At 53.8% G+C, this 21,629-nt stretch carries 16 protein-coding genes; 12 read left to right on the plus strand and 4 right to left on the minus strand.

Going from position 1 to position 21,629, the window contains the following annotated elements:
* Positions 1-3 precede the first annotated feature (3 nt).
* Positions 4-1,626 carry a family 43 glycosylhydrolase gene (locus LCF41_RS18415; protein WP_225085806.1) on the minus strand — a complete coding sequence of 541 codons (1,623 nt, stop codon included), beginning with the start codon at positions 1,624-1,626 and terminating at the stop codon, positions 4-6.
* Positions 1,627-2,141: 515 nt separating this feature from the next.
* On the opposite strand from LCF41_RS18415, the gene ilvB reads away from it, so the two are divergent.
* Together ilvB and ilvN are read left to right on the plus strand one after the other, a co-directional pair.
* Entirely contained in the window at positions 2,142-3,806 is a 1,665-nt protein-coding gene (ilvB, locus tag LCF41_RS18420) for an acetolactate synthase large subunit (protein ID WP_225085807.1), read from the plus strand.
* A 5-nt stretch (positions 3,807-3,811) separates the two neighbouring features.
* The gene (ilvN, locus tag LCF41_RS18425; RefSeq protein WP_225085808.1) at positions 3,812-4,141 is read left to right on the plus strand and encodes an acetolactate synthase small subunit; all 330 of its coding nucleotides are present in this window, start codon (positions 3,812-3,814) and stop codon (positions 4,139-4,141) included.
* 117 nt (positions 4,142-4,258) lie between these two features.
* Here ilvN and LCF41_RS22210 read toward each other — a convergent pair whose 3' ends face one another.
* Complete coding sequence (locus LCF41_RS22210) at positions 4,259-5,029, minus strand: DedA family protein (RefSeq protein WP_250160540.1); 771 nt, start codon at positions 5,027-5,029, stop codon at positions 4,259-4,261.
* Positions 5,030-5,175: 146 nt separating this feature from the next.
* On the opposite strand from LCF41_RS22210, the gene LCF41_RS18440 reads away from it, so the two are divergent.
* The 4 genes from LCF41_RS18440 to rluA all read left to right on the plus strand — a co-directional run bounded on the left by LCF41_RS18440 (position 5,176) and on the right by rluA (position 13,269).
* Positions 5,176-6,774: a sensor domain-containing diguanylate cyclase gene (locus tag LCF41_RS18440; RefSeq protein ID WP_225085809.1), complete on the plus strand. Its 1,599-nt coding sequence runs from the start codon at positions 5,176-5,178 to the stop codon at positions 6,772-6,774.
* A gap of 127 nt (positions 6,775-6,901) precedes the next feature.
* On the plus strand, positions 6,902-9,268 hold the full coding sequence (locus LCF41_RS18445) for a DNA polymerase II (RefSeq protein ID WP_225085810.1): 2,367 nt from the start codon (positions 6,902-6,904) through the stop codon (positions 9,266-9,268).
* A gap of 275 nt (positions 9,269-9,543) precedes the next feature.
* Positions 9,544-12,447: an RNA polymerase-associated protein RapA gene (gene rapA, locus LCF41_RS18450; protein ID WP_225085811.1), complete on the plus strand. Its 2,904-nt coding sequence runs from the start codon at positions 9,544-9,546 to the stop codon at positions 12,445-12,447.
* Positions 12,448-12,615: 168 nt separating this feature from the next.
* Positions 12,616-13,269, plus strand: a complete 654-nt coding sequence (gene rluA, locus LCF41_RS18455; RefSeq protein WP_225085812.1) for a bifunctional tRNA pseudouridine(32) synthase/23S rRNA pseudouridine(746) synthase RluA — start codon at positions 12,616-12,618, stop codon at positions 13,267-13,269.
* 81 nt (positions 13,270-13,350) lie between these two features.
* On the opposite strand, the gene djlA is transcribed toward rluA, so the two are convergent.
* The gene (djlA, locus tag LCF41_RS18460; RefSeq protein WP_225085813.1) at positions 13,351-14,226 is read right to left on the minus strand and encodes a co-chaperone DjlA; all 876 of its coding nucleotides are present in this window, start codon (positions 14,224-14,226) and stop codon (positions 13,351-13,353) included.
* Positions 14,227-14,375: 149 nt separating this feature from the next.
* On the opposite strand from djlA, the gene lptD reads away from it, so the two are divergent.
* The 6 genes from lptD (at position 14,376) to apaH (ending at position 21,269) form a co-directional block, all read left to right on the plus strand.
* Complete coding sequence (gene lptD, locus LCF41_RS18465) at positions 14,376-16,784, plus strand: LPS assembly protein LptD (protein WP_225085814.1); 2,409 nt, start codon at positions 14,376-14,378, stop codon at positions 16,782-16,784.
* Between the two features lie 107 nt (positions 16,785-16,891).
* Positions 16,892-18,187 (plus strand): peptidylprolyl isomerase SurA, encoded by a 1,296-nt coding sequence (gene surA / locus LCF41_RS18470; RefSeq protein WP_225085815.1) that lies wholly within the window; start codon positions 16,892-16,894, stop codon positions 18,185-18,187.
* 31 nt (positions 18,188-18,218) lie between these two features.
* Positions 18,219-19,220, plus strand: a complete 1,002-nt coding sequence (gene pdxA, locus LCF41_RS18475) for a 4-hydroxythreonine-4-phosphate dehydrogenase PdxA (protein WP_225085816.1) — start codon at positions 18,219-18,221, stop codon at positions 19,218-19,220.
* Entirely contained in the window at positions 19,213-20,031 is an 819-nt protein-coding gene (gene rsmA / locus LCF41_RS18480) for a 16S rRNA (adenine(1518)-N(6)/adenine(1519)-N(6))-dimethyltransferase RsmA (protein WP_225085817.1), read from the plus strand. The genes pdxA and rsmA overlap by 8 nt, the downstream gene beginning before the upstream one ends.
* A 12-nt stretch (positions 20,032-20,043) precedes the next feature.
* Complete coding sequence (gene apaG, locus LCF41_RS18485; RefSeq protein WP_015841767.1) at positions 20,044-20,421, plus strand: Co2+/Mg2+ efflux protein ApaG; 378 nt, start codon at positions 20,044-20,046, stop codon at positions 20,419-20,421.
* A gap of 2 nt (positions 20,422-20,423) precedes the next feature.
* On the plus strand, positions 20,424-21,269 hold the full coding sequence (gene apaH, locus LCF41_RS18490; protein ID WP_225085818.1) for a bis(5'-nucleosyl)-tetraphosphatase (symmetrical) ApaH: 846 nt from the start codon (positions 20,424-20,426) through the stop codon (positions 21,267-21,269).
* Between the two features lie 43 nt (positions 21,270-21,312).
* Here apaH and LCF41_RS18495 read toward each other — a convergent pair whose 3' ends face one another.
* Positions 21,313-21,507, minus strand: a complete 195-nt coding sequence (locus LCF41_RS18495; protein WP_225085819.1) for a hypothetical protein — start codon at positions 21,505-21,507, stop codon at positions 21,313-21,315.
* Positions 21,508-21,629 lie beyond the last annotated feature (122 nt).

Below are 21,629 nucleotides of genomic sequence, written 5' to 3' on the forward strand. Positions count from 1 at the left end.
GCGTTAAGGCAACGCCTGATAGCGCAGGTTGCTGAATGTGACCTCGCCCTCGCCCGACGCATACAAGGCGGGTCGCAAACTGAGGAAGTCATACGCAACGTTGTGATGGTAGCCGGAGACTTCCATCTGCACCGGGTATTTCTTCCACGCTTCCTGATCCGACGTTCGGGTGTAAAACGTCACGATATGACGATCGTTTTTCATCCGAATCTGCACCTCATTGCCTGTGATGTGCGGCAGTTTCTTCTCCGCTCTTTCCAGCCCATAGCGGTGCATGACGGTGCCATCCTGATTAAACGACAGCCCGACGTACAGCTTCGCGTTGTAGAACAGCAGTAAACCAGCCTGTGCGCCAGGGGCAAAATTCGCCGTGACCTCAATTTGGTAAGCCTGATCGCCGGGGATCATCGTCAGCGGCGCGCTGTCTTTCGGCGACGTTCCTTTTGCTTTCAGATGCAGCGTGCCGTCGCTAAGCGTAACCCGTTTTAGCTCTTCCACATTGGCGCGGTAGAAATGCCAGCGTGCCGGAAATTTTTCGTCGGTAAAGCTATCAGACCAGCCGATACCGTGCGGCACCGCTTCGCCCCCTGCCGGTTTGCGAATCGGCTTACCGGTATCAAACCCGGCGGACGTGAACCAGCCGTCATCGCCCCAGACAATCGGCTCCAGCATCGCCTGCCGCCCCAGCGTCATAAAGCCGTTCTCATAGCCGTGATACACCATGTACCAATTTTTATCCGGCCCTTCAATCAGCGTCGCATGGCCGCGCGACCACCACTTCTCTGAACGATCCTGCGTACGAATAATCGGGTTATGCGGCGAGTTTTCCCACGGCCCGTTGATCGATTTGGAGCGTGCGGCAATCACCATGTGTCCGGTCGGCGGCCCGGCCGTGCCACCTTCCGCCAGCACCATGTAGAAGTAGTCGCCGTGGCGCAGCATCTTCGGCCCTTCCTGCGAGAAGCTTTCCACATCCCACTCTTCCGGGTACTGCCATCCCTGATAAACCACCGCCATGTCACCGACTGTCGACAGCCCATCGTCCGTTAATTGCACGCGATTACCGCCAGACATAAAGATGTAACGTTTGCCATCCTCTCCCACCACGTGGCCGGGATCGCTGGCCGGATTTTTCAAGCCCGTGTCTTTCGGTGGCGTCCACGGGCCACGGATATTATCGGCGGTGATCACATACAGCGTTTTCTTTTTCGTTCCTTTGGCGTCGATAATCCGGTTCGTGGTGAAGTAGATATAATATTTGCCGTCGTGTTTCACCAAATCCGGTGCCCAGATTGCATCGACAGGCGTCGCGATCGCGGGGCCAAGCGGTTCCCAGTTCACTAAATCGCGTGAATGCCAAATCAGCAGCCCGGGGATGTCGTCAAATGACGAGAACGTCATGTAATAATCATCCCCGTCTTTGATAATCGTGGGGTCAGGATGATCGCCCGCAATAATCGGATTGAGATAACAGCCATTGCCCAAATCCGCCTGACGCTGATATTCAATACCCCGTTTCCATTCGTTGGCAGGGCCAGCCTGACAGGCCATCACCGTGCCGATACCCATTGTCATCAATAAGATACCGCTTAATACGCCTTTCCCTACCGCTCGGGACACACCCATTTGTCACCACCCACTATCCCAATGATTATTTTATAATTTATAACATTGAAACCCTGTTCCAATTGTGAAAACAGTCACGCTTCTCTGGTTCTGCGGCGAAAAATCAAGCGGTAATCACACCGTCAAATTTTCAATATACTGTGACCAGTTCGACATATTCAGTTTTTATACCTTGTAGGTATTGTGTCTTTTTGTACTGCTGTGCTTATATAAATTGTCGATTGATAATTCATTCGAATACAACACCCGACCATAAATAACAGTACATAACATAAGTAAACAGGATTCCCGTGACGCACTACTCTTCTTCCACTTCAGCACTACTAAGCACCGCGCATGTTGACGCGGTCGTCGTCGTGCGCGTGGCAGTCGTCGTGGTCGTCGTCGGCAGCGCGCCGTAACGGGTTCCGAATCCAAACCAGATTCTCAAACCCCGCCGGCGCCAGCCGAGCGGGGTTTCTTGTTTCAACCCTCCCCGCTCCGACACCGCACCGGCCCTGATGAAGGATGTAAGCATGCGTTATACAGGCGCTCAGTTAATTGTTCGGCTGCTCGAACAGCAGGGCATCACCACCGTAGCGGGTATTCCCGGCGGCGCGGCGCTGCCGTTATATGATGCTCTGGGACAAAGTAAGACGATCCGCCACGTCTTGGCTCGCCATGAGCAAGGCGCTGGGTTTATGGCGCAAGGTATGGCGCGTGCAAGTGGGCGTGCCGCCGTTTGCATGGCCTCCAGCGGGCCGGGCGCAACCAACCTGCTCACCGCGATTGCCGATGCCAAACTGGATTCAATCCCGCTGGTGTGTATTACCGGACAGGTATCTTCTGGCATGATCGGCACCGATGCGTTTCAGGAAGTCGATACCTACGGCATCTCTATTCCCGTCACCAAACATAACTATCTCGTTCGCGACATCAACGATCTGCCACGCGTGATCCCGGAAGCCTTTCGTATCGCGCAGTCGGGGCGTCCCGGCCCGGTGTGGATCGATATTCCAAAAGACATCCAGACTGCAACCATTGAGCTAAGCGAACTGCCGGGCGTCTTTCCTCTCGATACGCCACCCACCATCGCGCAGCAGGAGATCGAGCGGGCTGCTGCCATGATTAACGCGGCTCAGCGTCCGGTGCTCTATCTGGGCGGTGGAATCATTAGCAGCGCCGCGCACGAACAGGCGGTTCAACTGGCGGAGCGTTCCAGCCTGCCAACCACCATGACGCTGATGGCGCTGGGTGCGATGCACGTCGATCACCCGCTGTCGCTCGGGATGCTGGGGATGCACGCCGCACGATCAACCAATCTGATCTTACAGCAGGCAGATTTGTTAATTGTGCTGGGTGCGCGTTTTGACGATCGCGCGATTGGCAAAGCGGAACAGTTTTGCCCGCAGGCCAGCATCATTCACATCGATATCGATCCCGCAGAATTGGGCAAGATCCGCCAACCGCACGTGGCGATCAACGCGGATGTCGCACAGGCGCTGGATCGCTTGCTGCCACAGATTACGCCGCAACAGCGTGACGTATGGCGCACCACCGTTAGCGGGCTGCAAGAGGAGTTTCCGTTCAACATGCCGAATGCTGACGATCCCTTAAGCCATTATGGACTGGTACAGGCCACGGCGCAGGCACTGACGGATGATGCCATCATCGCAACCGATGTCGGCCAGCACCAAATGTGGGTCGCTCAATCTTATCCGCTGCGGCGTCCACGTCAGTGGCTGACATCAGGCGGGCTTGGGACGATGGGCTTTGGCTTGCCTGCGGCAGTTGGCGCAGCGTTGGCTGAACCCGAGCGCACCGTTGTGTGCTTCTCTGGAGATGGCAGCCTGATGATGAACATTCAGGAAATGGCAACCGCGGCAGAAGAAGGGCTTAACGTCAAAATCGTTCTGATGAACAACCAGTCACTCGGTCTGGTTCATCAGCAGCAGGATCTGTTTTTCCAGCAGCGCATTTTCGCTGCCGATTACCGTTACAGTCCAAATTTCCTCGCGATTGCCGCAGGTTTTGGCTTTGCGACCTGCGATCTGAACGCAGCCGCCGATCCACAGGCCGCGTTGCAGGAGATACTGAATCAACCGGGACCCGCGTTGATCCACGTACGCATTGACGCCAATGAGAAAGTTTTCCCGATGGTGCCACCGGGCGCAGCAAACATCGATATGATCGGAGATTAATGACTATGTCCACTCAACAAACGTCGCTAACACAAGCAATGTCGTTAACACCAGTAACGTCAAATCAGGTCACGCTAGAGCTCTCTGTGCGCAACCACCCTGGCGTCATGTCACACGTTTGCGGTCTGTTTGCCCGTCGGGCATTTAACGTGGAAGGCATTCTGTGTATGCCGTTGGCAAGCGGCGAGGAAAGTCGCATCTGGCTACTGGTTAAAGATGACCAGCGACTACAGCAGATGATCAGTCAGGTGGAAAAGCTGGAGGACGTCCTTCAGGTTCGTCGCCACGGTGAAGAAATGCGTATTTTCGAGCAGGTCGCCGAATTTTACCGCTAGTGAATGTTACCGTGATTAACTTTACTACTACGAGTTTTACCACTACGCATTTTACCGCGATATAGATAGTTTGGCCGGGTCTCTCCCGGCCAGCCCACGCTTACCCGTTTAACACTTTTACCCGTTTAATACCTGCCACAGCAGATGACGATAAACCGGCATCAGCGGATGCTGAATCAACACGATCAACAACGCGACTGCCGCTATGGACACGCCAGGCGCCACCCAACGCAGACGTCTGAGCGGCATCGTTCTGCTAAACCAGTCATGCTGTTTGCGCTTATCGCTGTGCCACCAGCGCCAGTTTAGCCAGCCAGCGACCCACACGACGACAGCTGTGAATAATAACAACCACTTAAACCCCGTACTGTTCGTCCCTGCGGGAATATCAATCGCCACGCCAGCCAGAATACCGGGTAAGAAATAGGCCGGCGGCCACAGCAGGCAACCAATGATATTCGGTACGGCAAATTTATAAGGCGGTAGCCCCAGCATCCCCGCCACCATCGGAATAAGGGGGCGCGTCGGGCCAACAAAACGCCCGATCAATATCGTCGGCATCGGATGCTGATACAGGGCATATTCGGTTTTATTCAGCAACGCCTGATACTTTTTCAGGAAAGACCAGTTATGCAGGGGTGCCTTAAAACGCATGCCAATAAAATAGGAAATCCAGTCACCTAGCAGGCAACCGATGATACCGGCCGCCCATGCCGGATAAAGCCCCATTTGTCCGCTACCGATCAGCGCGCCCAGCGTTGCCATCATCACCGTTCCCGGCAACAACAACCCCACCAGCGCCAGTGATTCCAGAAAGGCAACCAGCATGACGGCGATCAGTGAATACGCTAACGATTGGGTAACCAGATGATCCAGCCACGCTTCCATAAACCTACCCGTATTTTATAAAAACAAGGATTGTCTGGATCATAGCAGAAGCCGTCAACTCCTGATTGTTGGTCAATTCTTTTGCACCTCCGGGCGCCAACACTTATGATAGCGGTCATTTTTTGCCACTGTGCCACACTGCCACTATGTTTTTTAAACAATTCAAGTTTTTTAAACGATTCAACCATTTCGGATTACGACGTCTTATCCTACTTCTGGCAGTAGCGAGCGCATTGGTGACGCTGGCAAACAGTTTTTATGCCAGCTACCGCGTCCAACGAGAGCTGCTGATTGATAACACGCTTGAAGCCAACCGGGTTTATGCCACCAAACTCGCAGCGATGACCCACTCTTTTTTTAAAGAAGCCCAGCAGCAGTTAGCCTACAGCGCCAATATCGTCGCCCCCCAGATGGATGATAAGGCCAGCCTGCTTAAAGAAGCCGACCGTCTGCGGCTACAGACCAGCAATTTCAACTCTGTCGTTATTGCTGATGAAAAAGGTATCGTCAGAGCCACCTCACCCGATACGTTTCAATTGATTGGGAGAAGCCTGACCACCGAAGGCGCACTCGAAGCCTTACGAGAAAAGCAGCCTCTTATCAGCCACCCCTATCTATCTGCCGCCAATAACTTCATTGTGCTGATATCTGCACCGATCTTCACGCGAGATGGCCGTTACAAAGGGTTTATCGGTGGATCGATCTACCTCAAGCAGCCCAGCGTTCTCAATACGCTCTTGGACAAACATTATTACCGCGACGGTTCTTATATTTACGTCATCGATAAGAACAAAAAAATGCTGTATCACCGCGATATCGAGCGAATTGGTAAAACAGAGACCAATAACCTAGAGATCGACGCACAGCATGAGAAGAATGGTAGCCAGCATATGGTGAACTATCTGGGTGAGAAGATGCTAGCGGGCTATGCCGTTGAGTCGACCTCGCAGTGGCAGATTGTAGCGCTCCGTCCAACGGACATTACGCTGAAACCGCTGGATGGCCTGATGCTAAATGTCCTGCGCCACACGCTCCCTCTCGCATTTTTAACTATCTTCGGCGTTTGGCTGCTTGCCCGGCTCATCGCCCAGCCGCTGTGGCTGCTGGCGCGCAGCGCCAATAAGATGGATGCGACGGATGTCTCCGACGACATCAGAAATATTCCCTCCTGGTATTTCGAGGCCTCTCAGCTTAAACAGGCTATGCTGCTCGGCATCGATTTACTTCAGCGCAAAATTGGTAAGTTACGTTCGGAGGCACACTCAGACCCGATGACCGAGTTGCTCAATCGCCGTGGATTGGATAGCGTTCTGCGCTACTGGCAGATGGGACAAAAAAGTTTTTCGATCATCGCGCTGGATATCGATCGCTTCAAGCGCATCAATGACACCTACGGTCATGATGTCGGCGATAATGTCATTCGCTATCTCTCACAGCTTATTCGTACCAGCTCACGCGATTCCGACATTCTATGCCGCAGCGGCGGTGAAGAATTTTTGATCCTGCTGCCGGAAACCAGCCTCGATATCGCACTTAGCATTGCTGAACGCTTGCGGCAGCGCATGGAGGAAGCAACCATTCCTGTCGTGGGTAATATCACCATCTCATTAGGCGTTGCCCTGTGGGAACCGGGCGTCAACAACATGTCGATCGAGCGCACCTTCAAACTGGCGGATGAAGCGCTGTATCAAGCCAAACAAGAAGGCCGCAACCGCGTGGTGTCTGCCTCCGGCAACGAGAGTTAACACCAATTCCTCTCCTCTTTATATCGGTATATCGGTGATGTCGCAGGACGCTGGACATCACCTGTATAAATAACCATACTTACTCCTACTATCCTTTCTTATCCCGCTCGCTATAAAAGGCCGCTTAGTGACTCAGGTTCGTCAGGGGTTTCTGCTGACCCGCCACTGGAATGACACACCAACTGGTACACAGGTTGAATTCTGGCTGGCCACCGATGAGGGGCCGCAACTGGCTCGTCTGCCGCTACAGCAGGCCATTGCTTTTATTCCCGCCCAGCAGGAAACTCGTGCAAGAACGCTCTTACAGCAGGAAAAACGCTGGCAGTTAAAACCGCTCGCTATGCAGGATTTCCACCATCAGCCGCTATTGGGGCTGTATTGCCCACAATACCGGCAGTTGCTGCGGCTAGAGAAATTGCTGCGTGAAGGTGGCGTTCAAATCTACGAAGCCGATATTCGCCCGACGGAGCGCTTTCTGATGGAACGCTTTATCACGGCACCGGTGTGGTTTAGCGGTACGCCCACGTCAGACGGCCTGCTGACGGATGTTCGAATGAAACCTCATCCCGATTACCGCCCGACGCTCAGGCTGGTGTCGCTGGATATCGAAACCAACCGCCACGGCGAGCTTTACTGCATCGGGCTGGAAGGCTGCGGGCAGCGTCAGGTTTACATGCTCGGCCCGCCGAACGGCACGCCAGCCGAGCAGGAGGATTTTACGCTGGAGTACGTCGCCAGCCGCCCGCAATTGCTGGAGAAGCTGAATGTCTGGATGCAGCAGCACGATCCCGATGCCATTATCGGTTGGAATCTGGTGCAGTTTGACCTGCGCGTCTTGCAGAAACATGCCGAGCGCTACAACATTCCGCTCAAGCTGGGGCGCAATGGGCAGGCGTTAGAATGGCGGGAACACGGTTTTAAGCAAGGGCATTTCTTTGCCAGCGCCACGGGCCGCCTGATTATTGACGGCATTGAAGCGCTCAAATCCGCGACGTGGAATTTTGCGTCGTTTAGTCTGGAATTTGTTGCGCAGTCCCTGCTGGGGGAAGGCAAAGCCATCGACACGCCCTATCAGCGGATGGATGAGATTGACCGACGTTTTGCCGAAGATAAACCCGCGCTCGCGCGCTATAACCTGCAAGACTGCGAACTGGTCACGCGTATTTTCGACAAAACCGAACTGCTGCCTTTCTTACTGGAACGCGCCAGCGTCACCGGACTAGCAGCAGACCGCAGCGGCGGTTCCGTTGCCGCCTTTTCCCACCTCTATTTACCGCGCATGCACCGCATGGGTTACGTGGCGCCCAATCTGGGCGATGTCGCGCTTGAAGCCAGCCCTGGTGGATTTGTGATGGATTCGCGTCCCGGCCTGTATGATTCGGTGCTCGTGCTGGATTATAAAAGCCTCTACCCTTCCATCATCCGTACATTCTTAATCGATCCGGTCGGGTTGGCTGTGGGAACACAAAATCCAGACGCACAGCACGCCGTCCCCGGCTTTCGCGGTGCGTGGTTCTCCCGCGAGCAGCACTGCCTGCCCGCGATTGTCGAGCAAATCTGGCAAGGGCGTGAAGCCGCGAAGCGCACCAATAATAAGCCGCTGTCGCAGGCGCTCAAGATCATCATGAATGCCTTTTACGGCGTACTCGGTGCCACAGGCTGCCGCTTCTTCGATCCGCGCCTCGCCTCCTCCATCACCCTGCGTGGCCATGAAATCATGCGCAAAACGCGCGAACTGATCGAAGAACAAGGCTATCAAGTGATTTATGGCGATACCGACTCCACATTCGTCTGGCTGAAACACGCGCATCGCGAAGAAGAAGCGACAGCGATTGGCAAAACGCTGGTGCAGCACGTTAACCAGTGGTGGACACAGCACTTGCACGACACCCAGCAGTTGACCAGCGCGCTGGAACTGGAGTTTGAGACGCACTTTCGCCGCTTCCTGATGCCAACGATTCGCGGTGCCGAGCAAGGCAGCAAGAAGCGCTACGCCGGGCTCATCGACACGCCGCAAGGCGAAAAGATGGTGTTCAAAGGGCTGGAAACCGTGCGCACTGACTGGACACCGCTAGCGCAACAGTTTCAACAGCAGCTCTATCTGCTGATTTTTCAACAACAGCCGTATCAGGAGTGGCTGCGGGATTATGTCGATCGCACCCTGAACGGGGAGTTCGACGATCTGCTGATCTACCGTAAACGCTTACGCCGCCGACTGGATGATTACCAACGCAACGTGCCGCCCCATGCCAGAGCCGCAAAAATCGCCGATGACTATAACCGCCAACAGGGGCGGCCGTTGCAATACCAAAACGGCGGCTGGATCAGCTATGTGATGACCGTGAATGGCCCCGAGCCGCTGGAAACCCGGCATTCGCCGCTGGATTATCAGCATTATGTCGAACGCCAGCTCCAGCCAGTCGCGGACGCTATTTTGCCTTTCCTGCATGATGATTTTGCTACACTGGTAACAGGCCAGATGGGTCTGTTTTAAACGTCAGGGATCAAGGCGTTAGCTAGCGGGTATTCCTGTTTTTACATGACCGGTAGTTATGTTTTTGAGTGGCGCATATTTATGTTTTTAAGTGACGCGTATTTCTGTCTTTAAATGAAAGGGGTTAATTCGCGGTACAGCAAGTTTGAGGGGTGACGAACGCACCGTCATCCATTACCATAACGCCCTTTCTGAATTTGCATCAGCAACATTATCGGCACCCGGTAATGTAATCAGACATTCCCCCGAACAGACGAAAATCGAGCTAAGAATTTATGCCTTTTACACTTGGTCAGCGCTGGATCAGCGATACGGAAAGCGAACTTGGACTGGGAACGGTTGTTGCCGTCGATACGCGTATGATAACGCTGCTTTTTCCTGCCAGCGGTGAAAACCGACTTTATTCCCGCAGCGACGCCCCCATCACCCGCGTGATGTTCAACCCCGGCGACACCGTCACCAGCCATGAAGGCTGGCAACTCAAAGTTGATGACGTGCGAGAAGAAAAAGGGTTACTGGTGTATTGCGGCCAGCGTCTGGATGATGAAACGCCAGCAGAACTGCGTGAAGTCTTTCTGGACAGCAAACTGACGTTCAATAAACCGCAAGATCGTCTGTTCGCCGGGCAGATTGATCGTATGGATCGCTTTGCCCTGCGCTATCGCGCCCGCAAGCATCAAAACGAGCAGGCGCTACAGCAACAGGTCGGGTTACGCGGCATGCGTGCCAGCCTCATCCCTCATCAGCTCCATATCGCTCACGAAGTCGGCCAACGTCATGCGCCACGCGTCTTGCTGGCGGACGAAGTCGGTCTGGGGAAAACCATTGAAGCCGGTATGATCATCCATCAGCAGTTGCTGGCGGGTCGTGCCAGTCGTGTGCTGATTATCGTACCGGAAACCCTGCAACATCAGTGGCTGGTTGAAATGCTGCGCCGCTTTAATCTGCTGTTCTCACTGTTTGACGACGAGCGCTATGCCGAAGCCAAACTGGACAGCAGCAACCCGTTTGAAACCGAACAGCTCGTTATCTGCTCACTGGGATTTGTGCAGCGCAGCGCCCAGCGTTTTTCGCAACTCGTCAACGCAGATTGGGATCTGCTGGTGGTGGATGAAGCTCACCATCTGGTCTGGAGCGAAGAAAGCCCTAGCCCGGAATATCAGGCCATTGAAACGCTGGCACGCGCCACTCCGGCCGTTCTGCTGTTAACCGCAACGCCGGAACAGCTTGGTCAACAGAGCCACTTTGCGCGTTTACGCCTGCTCGATCCTAACCGTTTCCACGATTATCAGGAATTCCTTGCCGAGCAGCAGCAATATCGTCCGGTCGCCGATGCGGTCACGCTGTTATTAGCGGGTGAAAAAGCCCAAACGGCTGAACTGAATGCGCTGAGCGATCTGCTGGGCGAGCAGGACATCGAACCGCTGCTAAAAGCCATTAACAGCGACAGCGATGATAATCAGAAGGCGCGTCAGGAACTGATCGCCATGCTGATGGATCGCCACGGCACCAGCCGCGTGTTGTTCCGTAACACGCGTCAGGGGGTTAAAGGTTTCCCAAAGCGTATCCTGCATCAAATCCGTCTGCCGCTGCCATCCCAGTACCAAACGGCCATTAAAGTATCCGGCATTATGAACGCGAATAAGACGCTGGAAGTGCGCGCCCGCGACATGCTGTACCCGGAACAAATTTATCAACAGCTCGAAGGGGACGATGCGACCTGGTGGAACTTCGACCCGCGCGTGGAATGGCTGTTGAACTATCTGACCGCCAACCGTGATGAAAAAGTGCTGGTGATCTGTGCGCAGGCCGCCACGGCGCTACAACTGGAGCAAGTGCTGCGTACGCGTGAAGCGATTCGCGCCGCCGTTTTCCATGAAGGTCTGTCAATTCTGGAACGTGACCGCGCTGCCGCGTATTTTGCTTCCGAAGAAGAAGGCGCACAGGTGCTGATCTGTTCAGAGATCGGTTCTGAAGGCCGTAACTTCCAGTTTGCCAGCCATTTAGTGATGTTCGATCTGCCGTTTAACCCCGATCTGCTGGAACAGCGTATCGGCCGTCTGGACCGTATCGGGCAAGCAAAAGAAATTCAGATTCTGGTGCCGTATCTGGAAAATACCGCGCAGGCCATGTTGGTGCGCTGGTATCACGAAGGATTGGACGCGTTTGAGCACACCTGCCCGACAGGTCGCACCATCTATGATGCGCACCATACGCAGTTGATCGAGCGCATGACGACCGTCGGTGAACAGCAAGGGCTGGATGAATTTATTCACACCTGCCGACAGCAGCACGACAGCCTGAAACAGCAGCTTGAACAAGGCCGCGATCGTCTGCTGGAAATGCATTCTAACGGTGGCGAACAGGCGCAGCAGTTGGCACAGGCCATCGCCGAGCAGGATAATGACGTCAATCTGGTGACATTCGCGCTGAACCTGTTTGATATTGTTGGCATCAATCAGGAAGATCGCAGCGATAACCTGATCGTCCTGACGCCATCCGATCATATGCTGGTGCCGGATTTCCCTGGCCTGCCGCAGGACGGTTGTACGATCACGTTCGATCGCGATCAGGCCCTTTCCCGCGAAGATGCACAGTTTATCAGTTGGGAGCACCCGCTCATCCGTAACGGGCTCGATCTGGTGCTGTCCGGCGATACCGGAAGCTGTGCGGTGTCGCTGCTGAAAAATAAAGCCCTGCCGGTCGGCACACTGCTGGCTGAACTGGTTTACGTTGTAGAAGCACAGGCGCCAAAACACCTGCAACTGACCCGTTTCCTGCCACCAACGCCGGTTCGCCTGCTCATGGATCGTAAAGGGACCAATCTGGCGGCTCAGGTTGAGTTTGAGAGCTTCAACCGCCAGCTCAACGCGGTAAACCGTCATACGTCCAGCAAGCTGGTGAATGCGGTACAGGCCGATGTTCACGCGATGTTGCAGCAGGCGGAAGCGTTAGTCGAAACGCAGGCACGCCAGCTGATTACCGACGCACAGGAGCAGGCTGACCTGCAATTGCGCCGCGAGCTGGAGCGTCTGGAAGCGCTGAAAGCCGTCAACCCTAATATTCGTGAAGATGAACTGACTGCGCTGGAAAACCAGCGTGAGCAGGTGCTGAGCAATCTCCATGAGGCTAACTGGCGTCTGGATGCGATTCGTCTGGTGGTGGTTACACACCAGTAAACGTTTCTGACAGCGGTATAGGCATAAACCTCATACCGCTGTTATAAAGACACGTTGTTTGCAAAATCGAGATACACGGGCATACCACGGGGCGAGGTCTCCCTGCGGGAACCTCATCCCCGTGTTCTCCCTAATATCACACAGTATATGTTGTCTGAAGGTGCTCCGATGGAACCCTATAATCCGCCTACCGATCCCTGGTTGCACATTCTTTACCAGGATCAGCACATCATGGTGGTGAATAAACCCAGCGGTTTGCTGTCGGTTCCCGGCCGTGCGCCAGAACACAAAGACAGCGTGATGAGCCGCATTCAGGCTGACTATCCCACAGCCGAATCCGTTCATCGTCTGGATATGGCGACCAGCGGCGTCATTGCCGTCGCACTCACAAAGGCCGCCGAGCGTGAACTAAAGCGCCAGTTTCGCGAACGCGAACCGAAAAAATCCTACCTTGCCCGCGTCTGGGGGCATATGGCACAGGATGAAGGCGTCATCGACCTTCCGCTTATCTGCGACTGGCCGAACCGCCCAAAACAGAAAGTCTGCTTTGAAACAGGCAAAGCGGCACAGACAGAATATCAGGTACTCTCACGCGACGATGACGGTACGACACGCGTCAAGCTGATGCCGATTACGGGACGCTCCCATCAACTGCGCGTTCATCTGCTGGCACTCGGCCACCCGATCCTCGGCGATGGCTTTTATGCACATCCTGATGCTAAAGCGATGGCGCCCCGCCTGTTGCTGCACGCACAAGAATTGGCTATCACGCACCCGGCTTTCAATACCCCGATGCACTTTCGTTGCGAAGCGGATTTCTGAGGCAACCGTGCCGACGGTATTTGCACATCGAATGTGGTAGAGCGGTAAAACGGGGAAGTAAAAAGAAGGGAAAGGTGCGGGTTATTTTGCTTGATTCGCGCTTTTCAACAGTTCATAGGCCGCCTGAATATCCTGCGCTTTGCGCTTGGCTATCTCCATCATCCTCGGCGACAACTTCTTGGCGACCAGCTTATCGGGATGATGCTCGCTCATGAGTTTACGGTAAGCACGCTTAATCGTCGCGGCATCATCGCTACTGCGCACCCCCAGCGTACGGCAGGCGCTTTCGACCGTTGGCCCACGTGGCGGTGACGCCGGACGCTGACCGCCATAAGAGTGACCGTTGGAATAGCCATTATTACGACGCTGATGCGATTTACCGTTCTGTCGTGACTGATTCTGCCGGGACTGTTGCCCCGAGGTTCCTTCCATATTGCGCAGGAAGAACTCAAACTGTTCGCGCGTCACGCCCAGCTCATCGGCAATCACGTACAACACACGTCGCTCATTCGGGTGCAAAACACCATCAACAAACGCGACCTGAAGCTGAATTTCCAGAAACATCTTAATTAAATCAAAGCGTCCCAGACAGGCATCGCGCAGCTTGCGTAATTTTATGCGCAAAGGGAAATGACCAGCCTTCCCTTCGCGGAAAGCCTGTTGAGCCGCGCTTCTGGCTTCACCAAATAGCTCAAGGCGATCCATCATTTTGGTCGCAATCTTGATATCAGCTTCCGTCACCCGGCCTTTGGATTTGGTCAGGTGCCCCATAGCCTGAAAGGTCGTGAGAAAGAACAAGGACTGGCGAGTAGACTGAGCCGAAAAATAATCACGGCGACGCGATGCCCGGGCTTTGTCAATCCAATGCCCCATCAGTAAACCCATGATCATTCCCCAGATGCCAGCGCTTGAGACGATTCCCAATGCTAACCCCAGCAACTTTCCCCAATACCGCATATACTCCTCAAATCCTCATGCCGTCAGCCAAAAATTGCTTTATCATACCTGTCATTTATCTTTGCACCTAACGGCGGTGCGTATAGGCGGTGGGGATTTAACACTGGCGCAACGCTAACGAGTGATATAGTCTCTGACCGTTTGCCGGCATGATGCCCCTGATGACGGAACACCTAATACTGCGTATGAAAAAAAGTTTCCCAACTCTGCTGGCCACTCTGGTTTGGTCGGCGCTTTACAGCCAGCACGCGCTGGCCGATCTCGCTGAACAGTGCATGCTGGGTGTACCCACGTACAACAGACCGCTGGTCACTGGCGATCCCAATCAACTACCGGTCAACATTCAGGCCGATAAAACCGAAGCCAACTATCCAGACAGCGCCAAATTCACTGGTAATGTTAACATCCAGCAGGGCAACAGCGTCATGACTGCCGAGCAGGTGGAACTGAATCAGTTGGATCCGGCAACGCAGGGCGGCACACCCACGCGGACGATTACCGCGACGGGAAATGTCCACTATGATGACAATCAGGTTATCCTGAAAGGCCCTAAAGCCTGGGCCAACCTGAACACCAAAGATACCGACGTCTATGAAGGCGACTATCAGATGGTGGGCCGTCAAGGGCGTGGTTCCGCCGACAAAATGAAAATGCGTGACAGCAATCGCTACACTATTATGGAAAACGGCTCTTTCACTTCCTGTCTGCCGGGAGATAATAGCTGGAGTGTCGTCGGTTCGGAAGTGATTCAAGACAGAGAAGAGCAGGTTGCTGAAATCTGGAACGCGCGTTTCAAGATTGCTGGCGTACCTGTGTTCTATAGCCCGTATTTGCAGCTTCCTATCGGCGATAAACGACGCTCTGGCTTCCTGATCCCCAATGCGAAATATGGCAGCAGCAACGGCTTTGAACTGCTGACGCCTTATTACTGGAACATCGCGCCTAATTTTGACGCCACGATCACACCGCACCTGCAAACTAAACGTGGTATGCAGTGGCAGAACGAATTCCGCTACCTGACCACGCCAGGCCTCGGCGTGATTCAGTTAGACTGGCTTCCTAGTGACAATGAATACGCCAAAGTCGCCCCACAGGATAGTAACGACACCCGCTGGCTGTTCCATTGGGGCCACAGCGGCGTGATGGATCAGGTGTGGCGTTTTAACGCGGACTACACCAAAGTCAGCGATGACCGCTACTTCACCGATCTGGACTCGAATTACGGGTCAACCACCGATGGCTACGTCACCCAAAAACTGAGCGTAGGCTATGCGAACCAAAACTGGGACACTGCGCTATCCACCAAACAGTTCCAGGTCTTTTCCAATGCGACCAGCCGCGATGTCTATCGTGCTGAGCCGCAGCTCGATATCAATTACTACCAGAATGATATCGGCCCGGTTGATATGCATCTTTATGGTCAGGCGGTAAAATTTACTAACGTCAACAATAGTCGGCCAGAAGCGACACGTCTGCACGTTGAACCCACGCTGAATCTGCCGTTAGCAAATCGCTGGGCCAGCCTAAATACTGAAGCCAAGCTCTTGGCGACACATTATCAACAAGATAATCTCGATCGTTACCGTGCGACACCAAGTAGCTCTCAAGAGATACAAGATTCAAAAAATGCACTAAAAGATTCAGTGAATCGCGTAATGCCGCAATATAAAGTCGATGGCAAGATGGTCTTTGAGCGCGAAATGGACTGGTCGCAGGCTTATACTCAGACGTTGGAGCCTCGTGCGCAATACCTCTATGTGCCTTATCGCGACCAGAGCAGTATTCATACCTACGATTCTACGCTGATGCAGACCGACTATTCCGGCCTGTTCCGCGATCGCAGTTACAGTGGTCTGGATCGTATTGCATCAGCGAATCAACTAGTGACTGGTGTCACTACACGTATTTATGATGACGCATTGGTTGAACGTTTTAACGCTTCTATTGGTCAAATCTATTACTTCGATCGCCCACGCACAGGGGATCGCAATACTGCGCTCGATAAAAGCGATAACAACGGTAGCCAGGTATGGGCAGGTGACTCCTTCCTGAAAATCGATGACAGATGGGGTGTTCGCGGAGGTCTACAGTATGACAATCGCCTGAACGAAATCGCGCTGGGCGACGCCGTGTTAGAATACCGTCGTGATGCGGAACGTCTGGTGCAGCTGAATTATCGTTACGCGAGCCCAGAATATATTCGAGACATGATCCCTAATGTCACGAACCCTGGCTTCCAGCAAGGTATCTCGCAGGTCGGTATCACCGCGAGCTGGCCGATTGTCGAGCGTTGGGCCGTGGTGGGTGCTTATTATTACGACACCAAGGCCAATCAGCCGGCGAACCAGCTCATTGGCTTACAGTACAACACCTGCTGCTGGGCCGTGAGCGTCGGTTATGAGCGTAAAATTACCGACTGGAACAGCGTTAGCCGCAGCAGCGAATACGACAACAAAGTGTCGTTTAATATCGAATTACGTGGTTTAAGCAGTAATTACAGTCTGGGTTCCGACAAAATGCTGCGTTCAGGTATTTTGCCTTACCAGCGCGCATTCTGATGTCATCCAGAGTGCTAAGCCGATAAGGATGTAGCAAAAACAAACAGGCTGTCTTACAGCAATGTTGGAACTTTAACCCGCCTTGCGGATGAAATAATGGGAAAGGTATGAAGAACTGGAGAACGCTTATTCTCGGATTGGCACTGAGTGCCTCTACCGCGTTCGCAGCACCACAGGTGGTTGATAAAGTCGCAGCAGTGGTCGACAACAGCGTTGTGTTGGAAAGTGATGTCAATGCGCTTTTGCAGTCGGTAAAACTGAACGCCCAGCAGGCCGGGCAACAATTGCCGGATGATGCCACGCTGCGCCATCAGATTACCGAGCGTTTGATCATGGACAACATCATCCTGCAAATGGCGCAGAAGATGGGGATTCAGGTGAACGATGAGCAACTGAATCAGGCGATTGCCAATATTGCCTCTCAGAACCGTATGTCTCTGGACCAGCTAAAAAGCCAGTTGGCCTACGAAGGTTTGAACTACAACACCTACCGTGACCAGATTCGCAAAGAGATGCTGATCTCGGAAGTCCGTAACAACGAAGTCCGTCGTCGCGTGACGGTACTGCCGCAGGAAGTCGATACGCTAGCGAAGCAGATCGCCAACCAGACCGGTGAAAATGATGAGCTGAACTTGAGCCACATTTTGATCCCCCTGCCGGAAAACCCGACTCAGCAGCAGGTTGATGAGGCAGAAAATCTGGCAACCTCTCTGGTGAAACAAATCAATGAAGGCGCGGATTTTGGTAAGTTGGCCATCACCTATTCGGCTGACTCTCAGGCGCTGAAAGGCGGCCAGATGGGCTGGGGTAAACTGCAAGAGATCCCAACGCTGTTTGCCGAGCGCTTAACTCAGGCGCAAAAAGGCCAAATCGTCGGCCCAATCCGTTCTGGCGTAGGTTTCCACATTCTGAAAGTGAACGATATTCGCGGTGGTAACAAAAGCGTATCGGTAACTGAAACCCATGCTCGCCATATTCTGATCAAACCTTCCGTCGTCATGACGGACAGTCAGGCGCAAGCCAAGCTGGCCGAAGTAGCACAGCAGATCAAAAACGGCAGCACCGATTTCGCCTCGCAAGCCAAACTGCTCTCTCAGGATCCCGGTTCAGCAAATCAGGGCGGCGATCTTGGCTGGGCTTCTCCAGATATGTACGATCCGGCCTTCCGCGATGCGTTGTTGAAACTGAAGAAAGGCGAAATCAGCCAGCCTGTTCATTCCTCTTTTGGCTGGCATCTGATTCAGTTGCTGGATACCCGCCAGGTGGATAAAACCGACGCGGCACAAAAAGAGCAGGCGTACCGTATGATCTTTAATCGTAAATTCGCCGAAGAAGCACAAACCTGGATGCAGGAACAGCGTGCATCGGCCTATGTCAAAGTGATTAATGGCGCGACTAACTAATGCTGATTGAAACTAATGCAGATTGAAACTCATGCAGACTGAGAGCAATACGCCACGCGTTGTGATCACCCCCGGCGAACCCGCCGGGATTGGCCCCGATCTGGTGATTGCTCTGGCTCAGCAGGCCTGGCCTGTGGAGCTGGTCATCTGTGCGGATCCCGAGCTGCTACTCAGTCGCGCGCTGCAATTGTCTATGCCGCTGACGCTGCGTGACTATCAACCCGGTCACCCCGCACAGCCACAGCAGGCAGGTAGCCTCACCATCCTGCCAATCGCCGCACCGGCAACCGTCATTCCAGGCCAATTGAATGTCTCTAACAGCGCTTATGTCGTTGACACCTTGGCGCGAGCTTGCGATGGTTGCCTGAACGGTGAATTTGCCGCGCTGATTACCGGCCCGGTACATAAGGGCATTATCAACGATGCCGGCGTCCCGTTCAGTGGACACACTGAATTTTTCGCCGATCGCAGCCACTGTGACCGCGTCGTCATGATGCTGGCGACGGAAGAGCTGCGTGTTGCCCTAGCGACCACGCATCTGCCGCTTGCCGCCGTTTCTGCGGCTATCACCCGTCAGAGCCTGCACGAAGTCATCACTATTTTGCATCATGATTTGCAGACAAAATTCGGCATCGTTCAACCGCAGATTTATGTCTGTGGCCTGAATCCTCATGCCGGAGAAGGCGGCCATATGGGCCGTGAAGAGCTGGATGTGATTAACCCAGCGCTGGACGAACTTCGTCAGCAGGGCATCACGTTGGTTGGGCCACTACCTGCCGACACCCTTTTCCAGCCCAAATATCTGCAACACGCTGACGCCGTTTTGGCGATGTACCACGATCAAGGGCTCCCGGTTCTGAAATATCAGGGCTTCGGGCGCGCCGTTAATATCACGCTGGGGTTACCTTTTATCCGCACATCTGTTGACCACGGTACAGCGCTTGAGCTGGCCGCAACGGGCAGTGCCGACCCTGGCAGCTTCATCACGGCATTAAATCTTGCCATTAAAATGATAAAACACAGTAATGAATAATCGCGTACACCAAGGTCACTTCGCCCGTAAACGTTTTGGGCAAAACTTTTTAAACGATCACTTCGTGATCGATAGCATCGTTTCGGCTATTCATCCTCAGCCGGGTCAAGCCGTCGTAGAGATCGGCCCCGGCCTCGGCGCACTGACCGCGCCTGTCGGCGAACGAATGGATCGTTTTACCGTGATTGAACTGGACAGGGATCTGGCCGCGCGGTTGGAAACACATCCGACGCTGAAAGATAAGCTGACTATTATTCAGCAAGATGCCATGACGATCGATTTCGCCGCGCTCGCTGAGCAAGCCGGCCAACCGCTGCGCGTTTTTGGCAACCTGCCGTATAATATTTCCACACCGCTGATGTTCCACCTGTTCAGCTATACTCAATCTATCCGCGACATGCACTTTATGTTGCAGAAAGAAGTGGTTAACCGTTTGGTCGCTGGGCCGAACAGCAAAGCTTTCGGACGCCTGAGCGTTATGGCACAGTATTATTGTCAGGTGATTCCGGTGCTTGAAGTGCCGCCGGAGGCGTTCAAGCCCGCACCTAAAGTTGATTCTGCCGTAGTGCGACTCGTCCCCCATGCCGAGATCCCCTACCCGGTCAGCGACATTCGCGTACTGAGCCGCATCACCACTGAAGCGTTTAACCAGCGTCGTAAGACACTGCGTAACAGTCTGGGCAATCTGTTTACCCCAGACGTGCTCACCGAGCTGAGGATCGATGCCACCAGCCGCGCAGAGAATGTGACCGTTGAGCAGTATTGCCGACTGGCAAACTGGTTAAGCGAGCATCCTGCAAAACAGGAATAACTGGAGTTCATCATGATTAATGCGCCCCGTGTTTGTGTACAGGTTCAGAGCTTCTACGTGGAATCACAATCGGAGCCTGATGAAGAACGTTTCGTGTTTGCTTACACGATTACGGTTCGCAATCTGGGGCGTCATGAAGTCCAGCTTTTGGGACGCTATTGGCTGATTACCAACGGTAACGGCCGACAGACTGAAGTTCAGGGGGAAGGCGTGGTCGGCGAACAGCCGATTATCCACCCTGGCAGCGAATTCCAATATACCAGCGGTGCCGTCATCGAAACGCCCCTCGGCACGATGGAAGGCCACTACCATATGACCGACCATCAGGGTAAAGCGTTTCAGGTTTCTATCCCCGTTTTCCGACTGGCTATCCCTTCACTGATACATTAATTATGTCTACCTATTTAGTTGGCGATGTTCACGGCTGTTTAGTTGAACTCAAAGCGCTATTGGCGCAAGTTTCCTTTACTCCTGAGCAAGATACGCTGTGGTTAACCGGCGATTTAGTCGCACGCGGGCCGGATTCGCTTCAGGTTCTGCGCTTCGTTCGTTCTCTCGGTGCTTCTGTCCGCATGGTGCTCGGCAACCACGACCTGCACCTGTTGGCCGTTTATGCTGGCATCAGCCGTAACAAACCGAAAGATCGTATCAGCGATCTCATCACTGCGCCGGATGCAGATGAGCTCATCAACTGGCTACGCCGCCAGCCGATCCTACAGGCTGATGACGATCTGAAGCTGGTGATGGCGCACGCGGGCATCACGCCGCAGTGGGATCTGCCGACTGCACTCATGTGCGCACGTGAAGTCGAATCGATCCTGAGCAGCGACAGCTACCCGCTTTTCCTCGATGCCATGTATGGCGATATGCCGAACCACTGGAGCCCGGAGCTGAGCGGTCTGGCTCGCCTACGCTTTAGCACCAACGTCTTTACCCGTATGCGCTACTGCTTCTCCGGTGGGCAACTGGATATGCTCTGTAAAGAGCCGCCGAGTCAGGCACCTTCTCTGCTAAAACCGTGGTTTGATCTGCCAAGCCAGATTGCTGGGGAATATGCTATTGCCTTCGGTCACTGGGCTTCGCTGGAAGGGAAAGGCACACCGGAAAATATTTACGCACTGGATACCGGGTGCTGTTGGGGGGGAGAACTGACGATGCTGCGTTGGGACGATAAGCGCTATTTCACGCAACCGTCGCTTTCATCAACTGCCGACCTCTCTGGCGATAGCGCGTCCTGATCGGATGCGCGAATGTCTTCAGACTATCGCAACCGTACTACTGTCATAGAAAAGGGAAAGCTGTCCCAGGCTGAACGTTTTTGGCTGGCGGAACGGCTGCCGCCTCGGTAGGAATCGACCAGATACCCCCGCCAAGAAATCCAGCCAGACCAACAGTTTTTACGTTGCCTGGCGGTAATTCACGGCGACGTGGATCGCTCAGACGGTCAGTATTCAACGTGCTATTTCTATTCGTCATGCTTACTGTCTCCAGTCTATCAAACACAGCGACTTAACGATATGTCGACTTACCTGCATTTCGATTTAGCGATGTTAACCATCACACGTTCTTATACTAACGATGGCAGATGACGGAAATGT

It is taken from the genome of Pectobacterium colocasium, from assembly GCF_020181655.1.
In the GTDB taxonomy this organism is placed as follows: domain Bacteria; phylum Pseudomonadota; class Gammaproteobacteria; order Enterobacterales; family Enterobacteriaceae; genus Pectobacterium; species Pectobacterium colocasium.

Coding starts and splice junctions, on each gene's coding strand:
- LCF41_RS18415 (WP_225085806.1), bottom strand. CDS start 1,626: ATGGGTGTGTCCCGAGCGGTAGGGAAAGGCGTATTAAGCGGTATCTTA.
- ilvB (WP_225085807.1), top strand. CDS start 2,142: ATGCGTTATACAGGCGCTCAGTTAATTGTTCGGCTGCTCGAACAGCAG.
- ilvN (WP_225085808.1), top strand. CDS start 3,812: ATGTCCACTCAACAAACGTCGCTAACACAAGCAATGTCGTTAACACCA.
- LCF41_RS22210 (WP_250160540.1), bottom strand. CDS start 5,029: ATGGAAGCGTGGCTGGATCATCTGGTTACCCAATCGTTAGCGTATTCA.
- LCF41_RS18440 (WP_225085809.1), top strand. CDS start 5,176: ATGTTTTTTAAACAATTCAAGTTTTTTAAACGATTCAACCATTTCGGA.
- rapA (WP_225085811.1), top strand. CDS start 9,544: ATGCCTTTTACACTTGGTCAGCGCTGGATCAGCGATACGGAAAGCGAA.
- rluA (WP_225085812.1), top strand. CDS start 12,616: ATGGAACCCTATAATCCGCCTACCGATCCCTGGTTGCACATTCTTTAC.
- djlA (WP_225085813.1), bottom strand. CDS start 14,226: ATGCGGTATTGGGGAAAGTTGCTGGGGTTAGCATTGGGAATCGTCTCA.
- lptD (WP_225085814.1), top strand. CDS start 14,376: ATGATGCCCCTGATGACGGAACACCTAATACTGCGTATGAAAAAAAGT.
- surA (WP_225085815.1), top strand. CDS start 16,892: ATGAAGAACTGGAGAACGCTTATTCTCGGATTGGCACTGAGTGCCTCT.
- pdxA (WP_225085816.1), top strand. CDS start 18,219: ATGCAGACTGAGAGCAATACGCCACGCGTTGTGATCACCCCCGGCGAA.
- rsmA (WP_225085817.1), top strand. CDS start 19,213: ATGAATAATCGCGTACACCAAGGTCACTTCGCCCGTAAACGTTTTGGG.
- apaG (WP_015841767.1), top strand. CDS start 20,044: ATGATTAATGCGCCCCGTGTTTGTGTACAGGTTCAGAGCTTCTACGTG.
- apaH (WP_225085818.1), top strand. CDS start 20,424: ATGTCTACCTATTTAGTTGGCGATGTTCACGGCTGTTTAGTTGAACTC.
- LCF41_RS18495 (WP_225085819.1), bottom strand. CDS start 21,507: ATGACGAATAGAAATAGCACGTTGAATACTGACCGTCTGAGCGATCCA.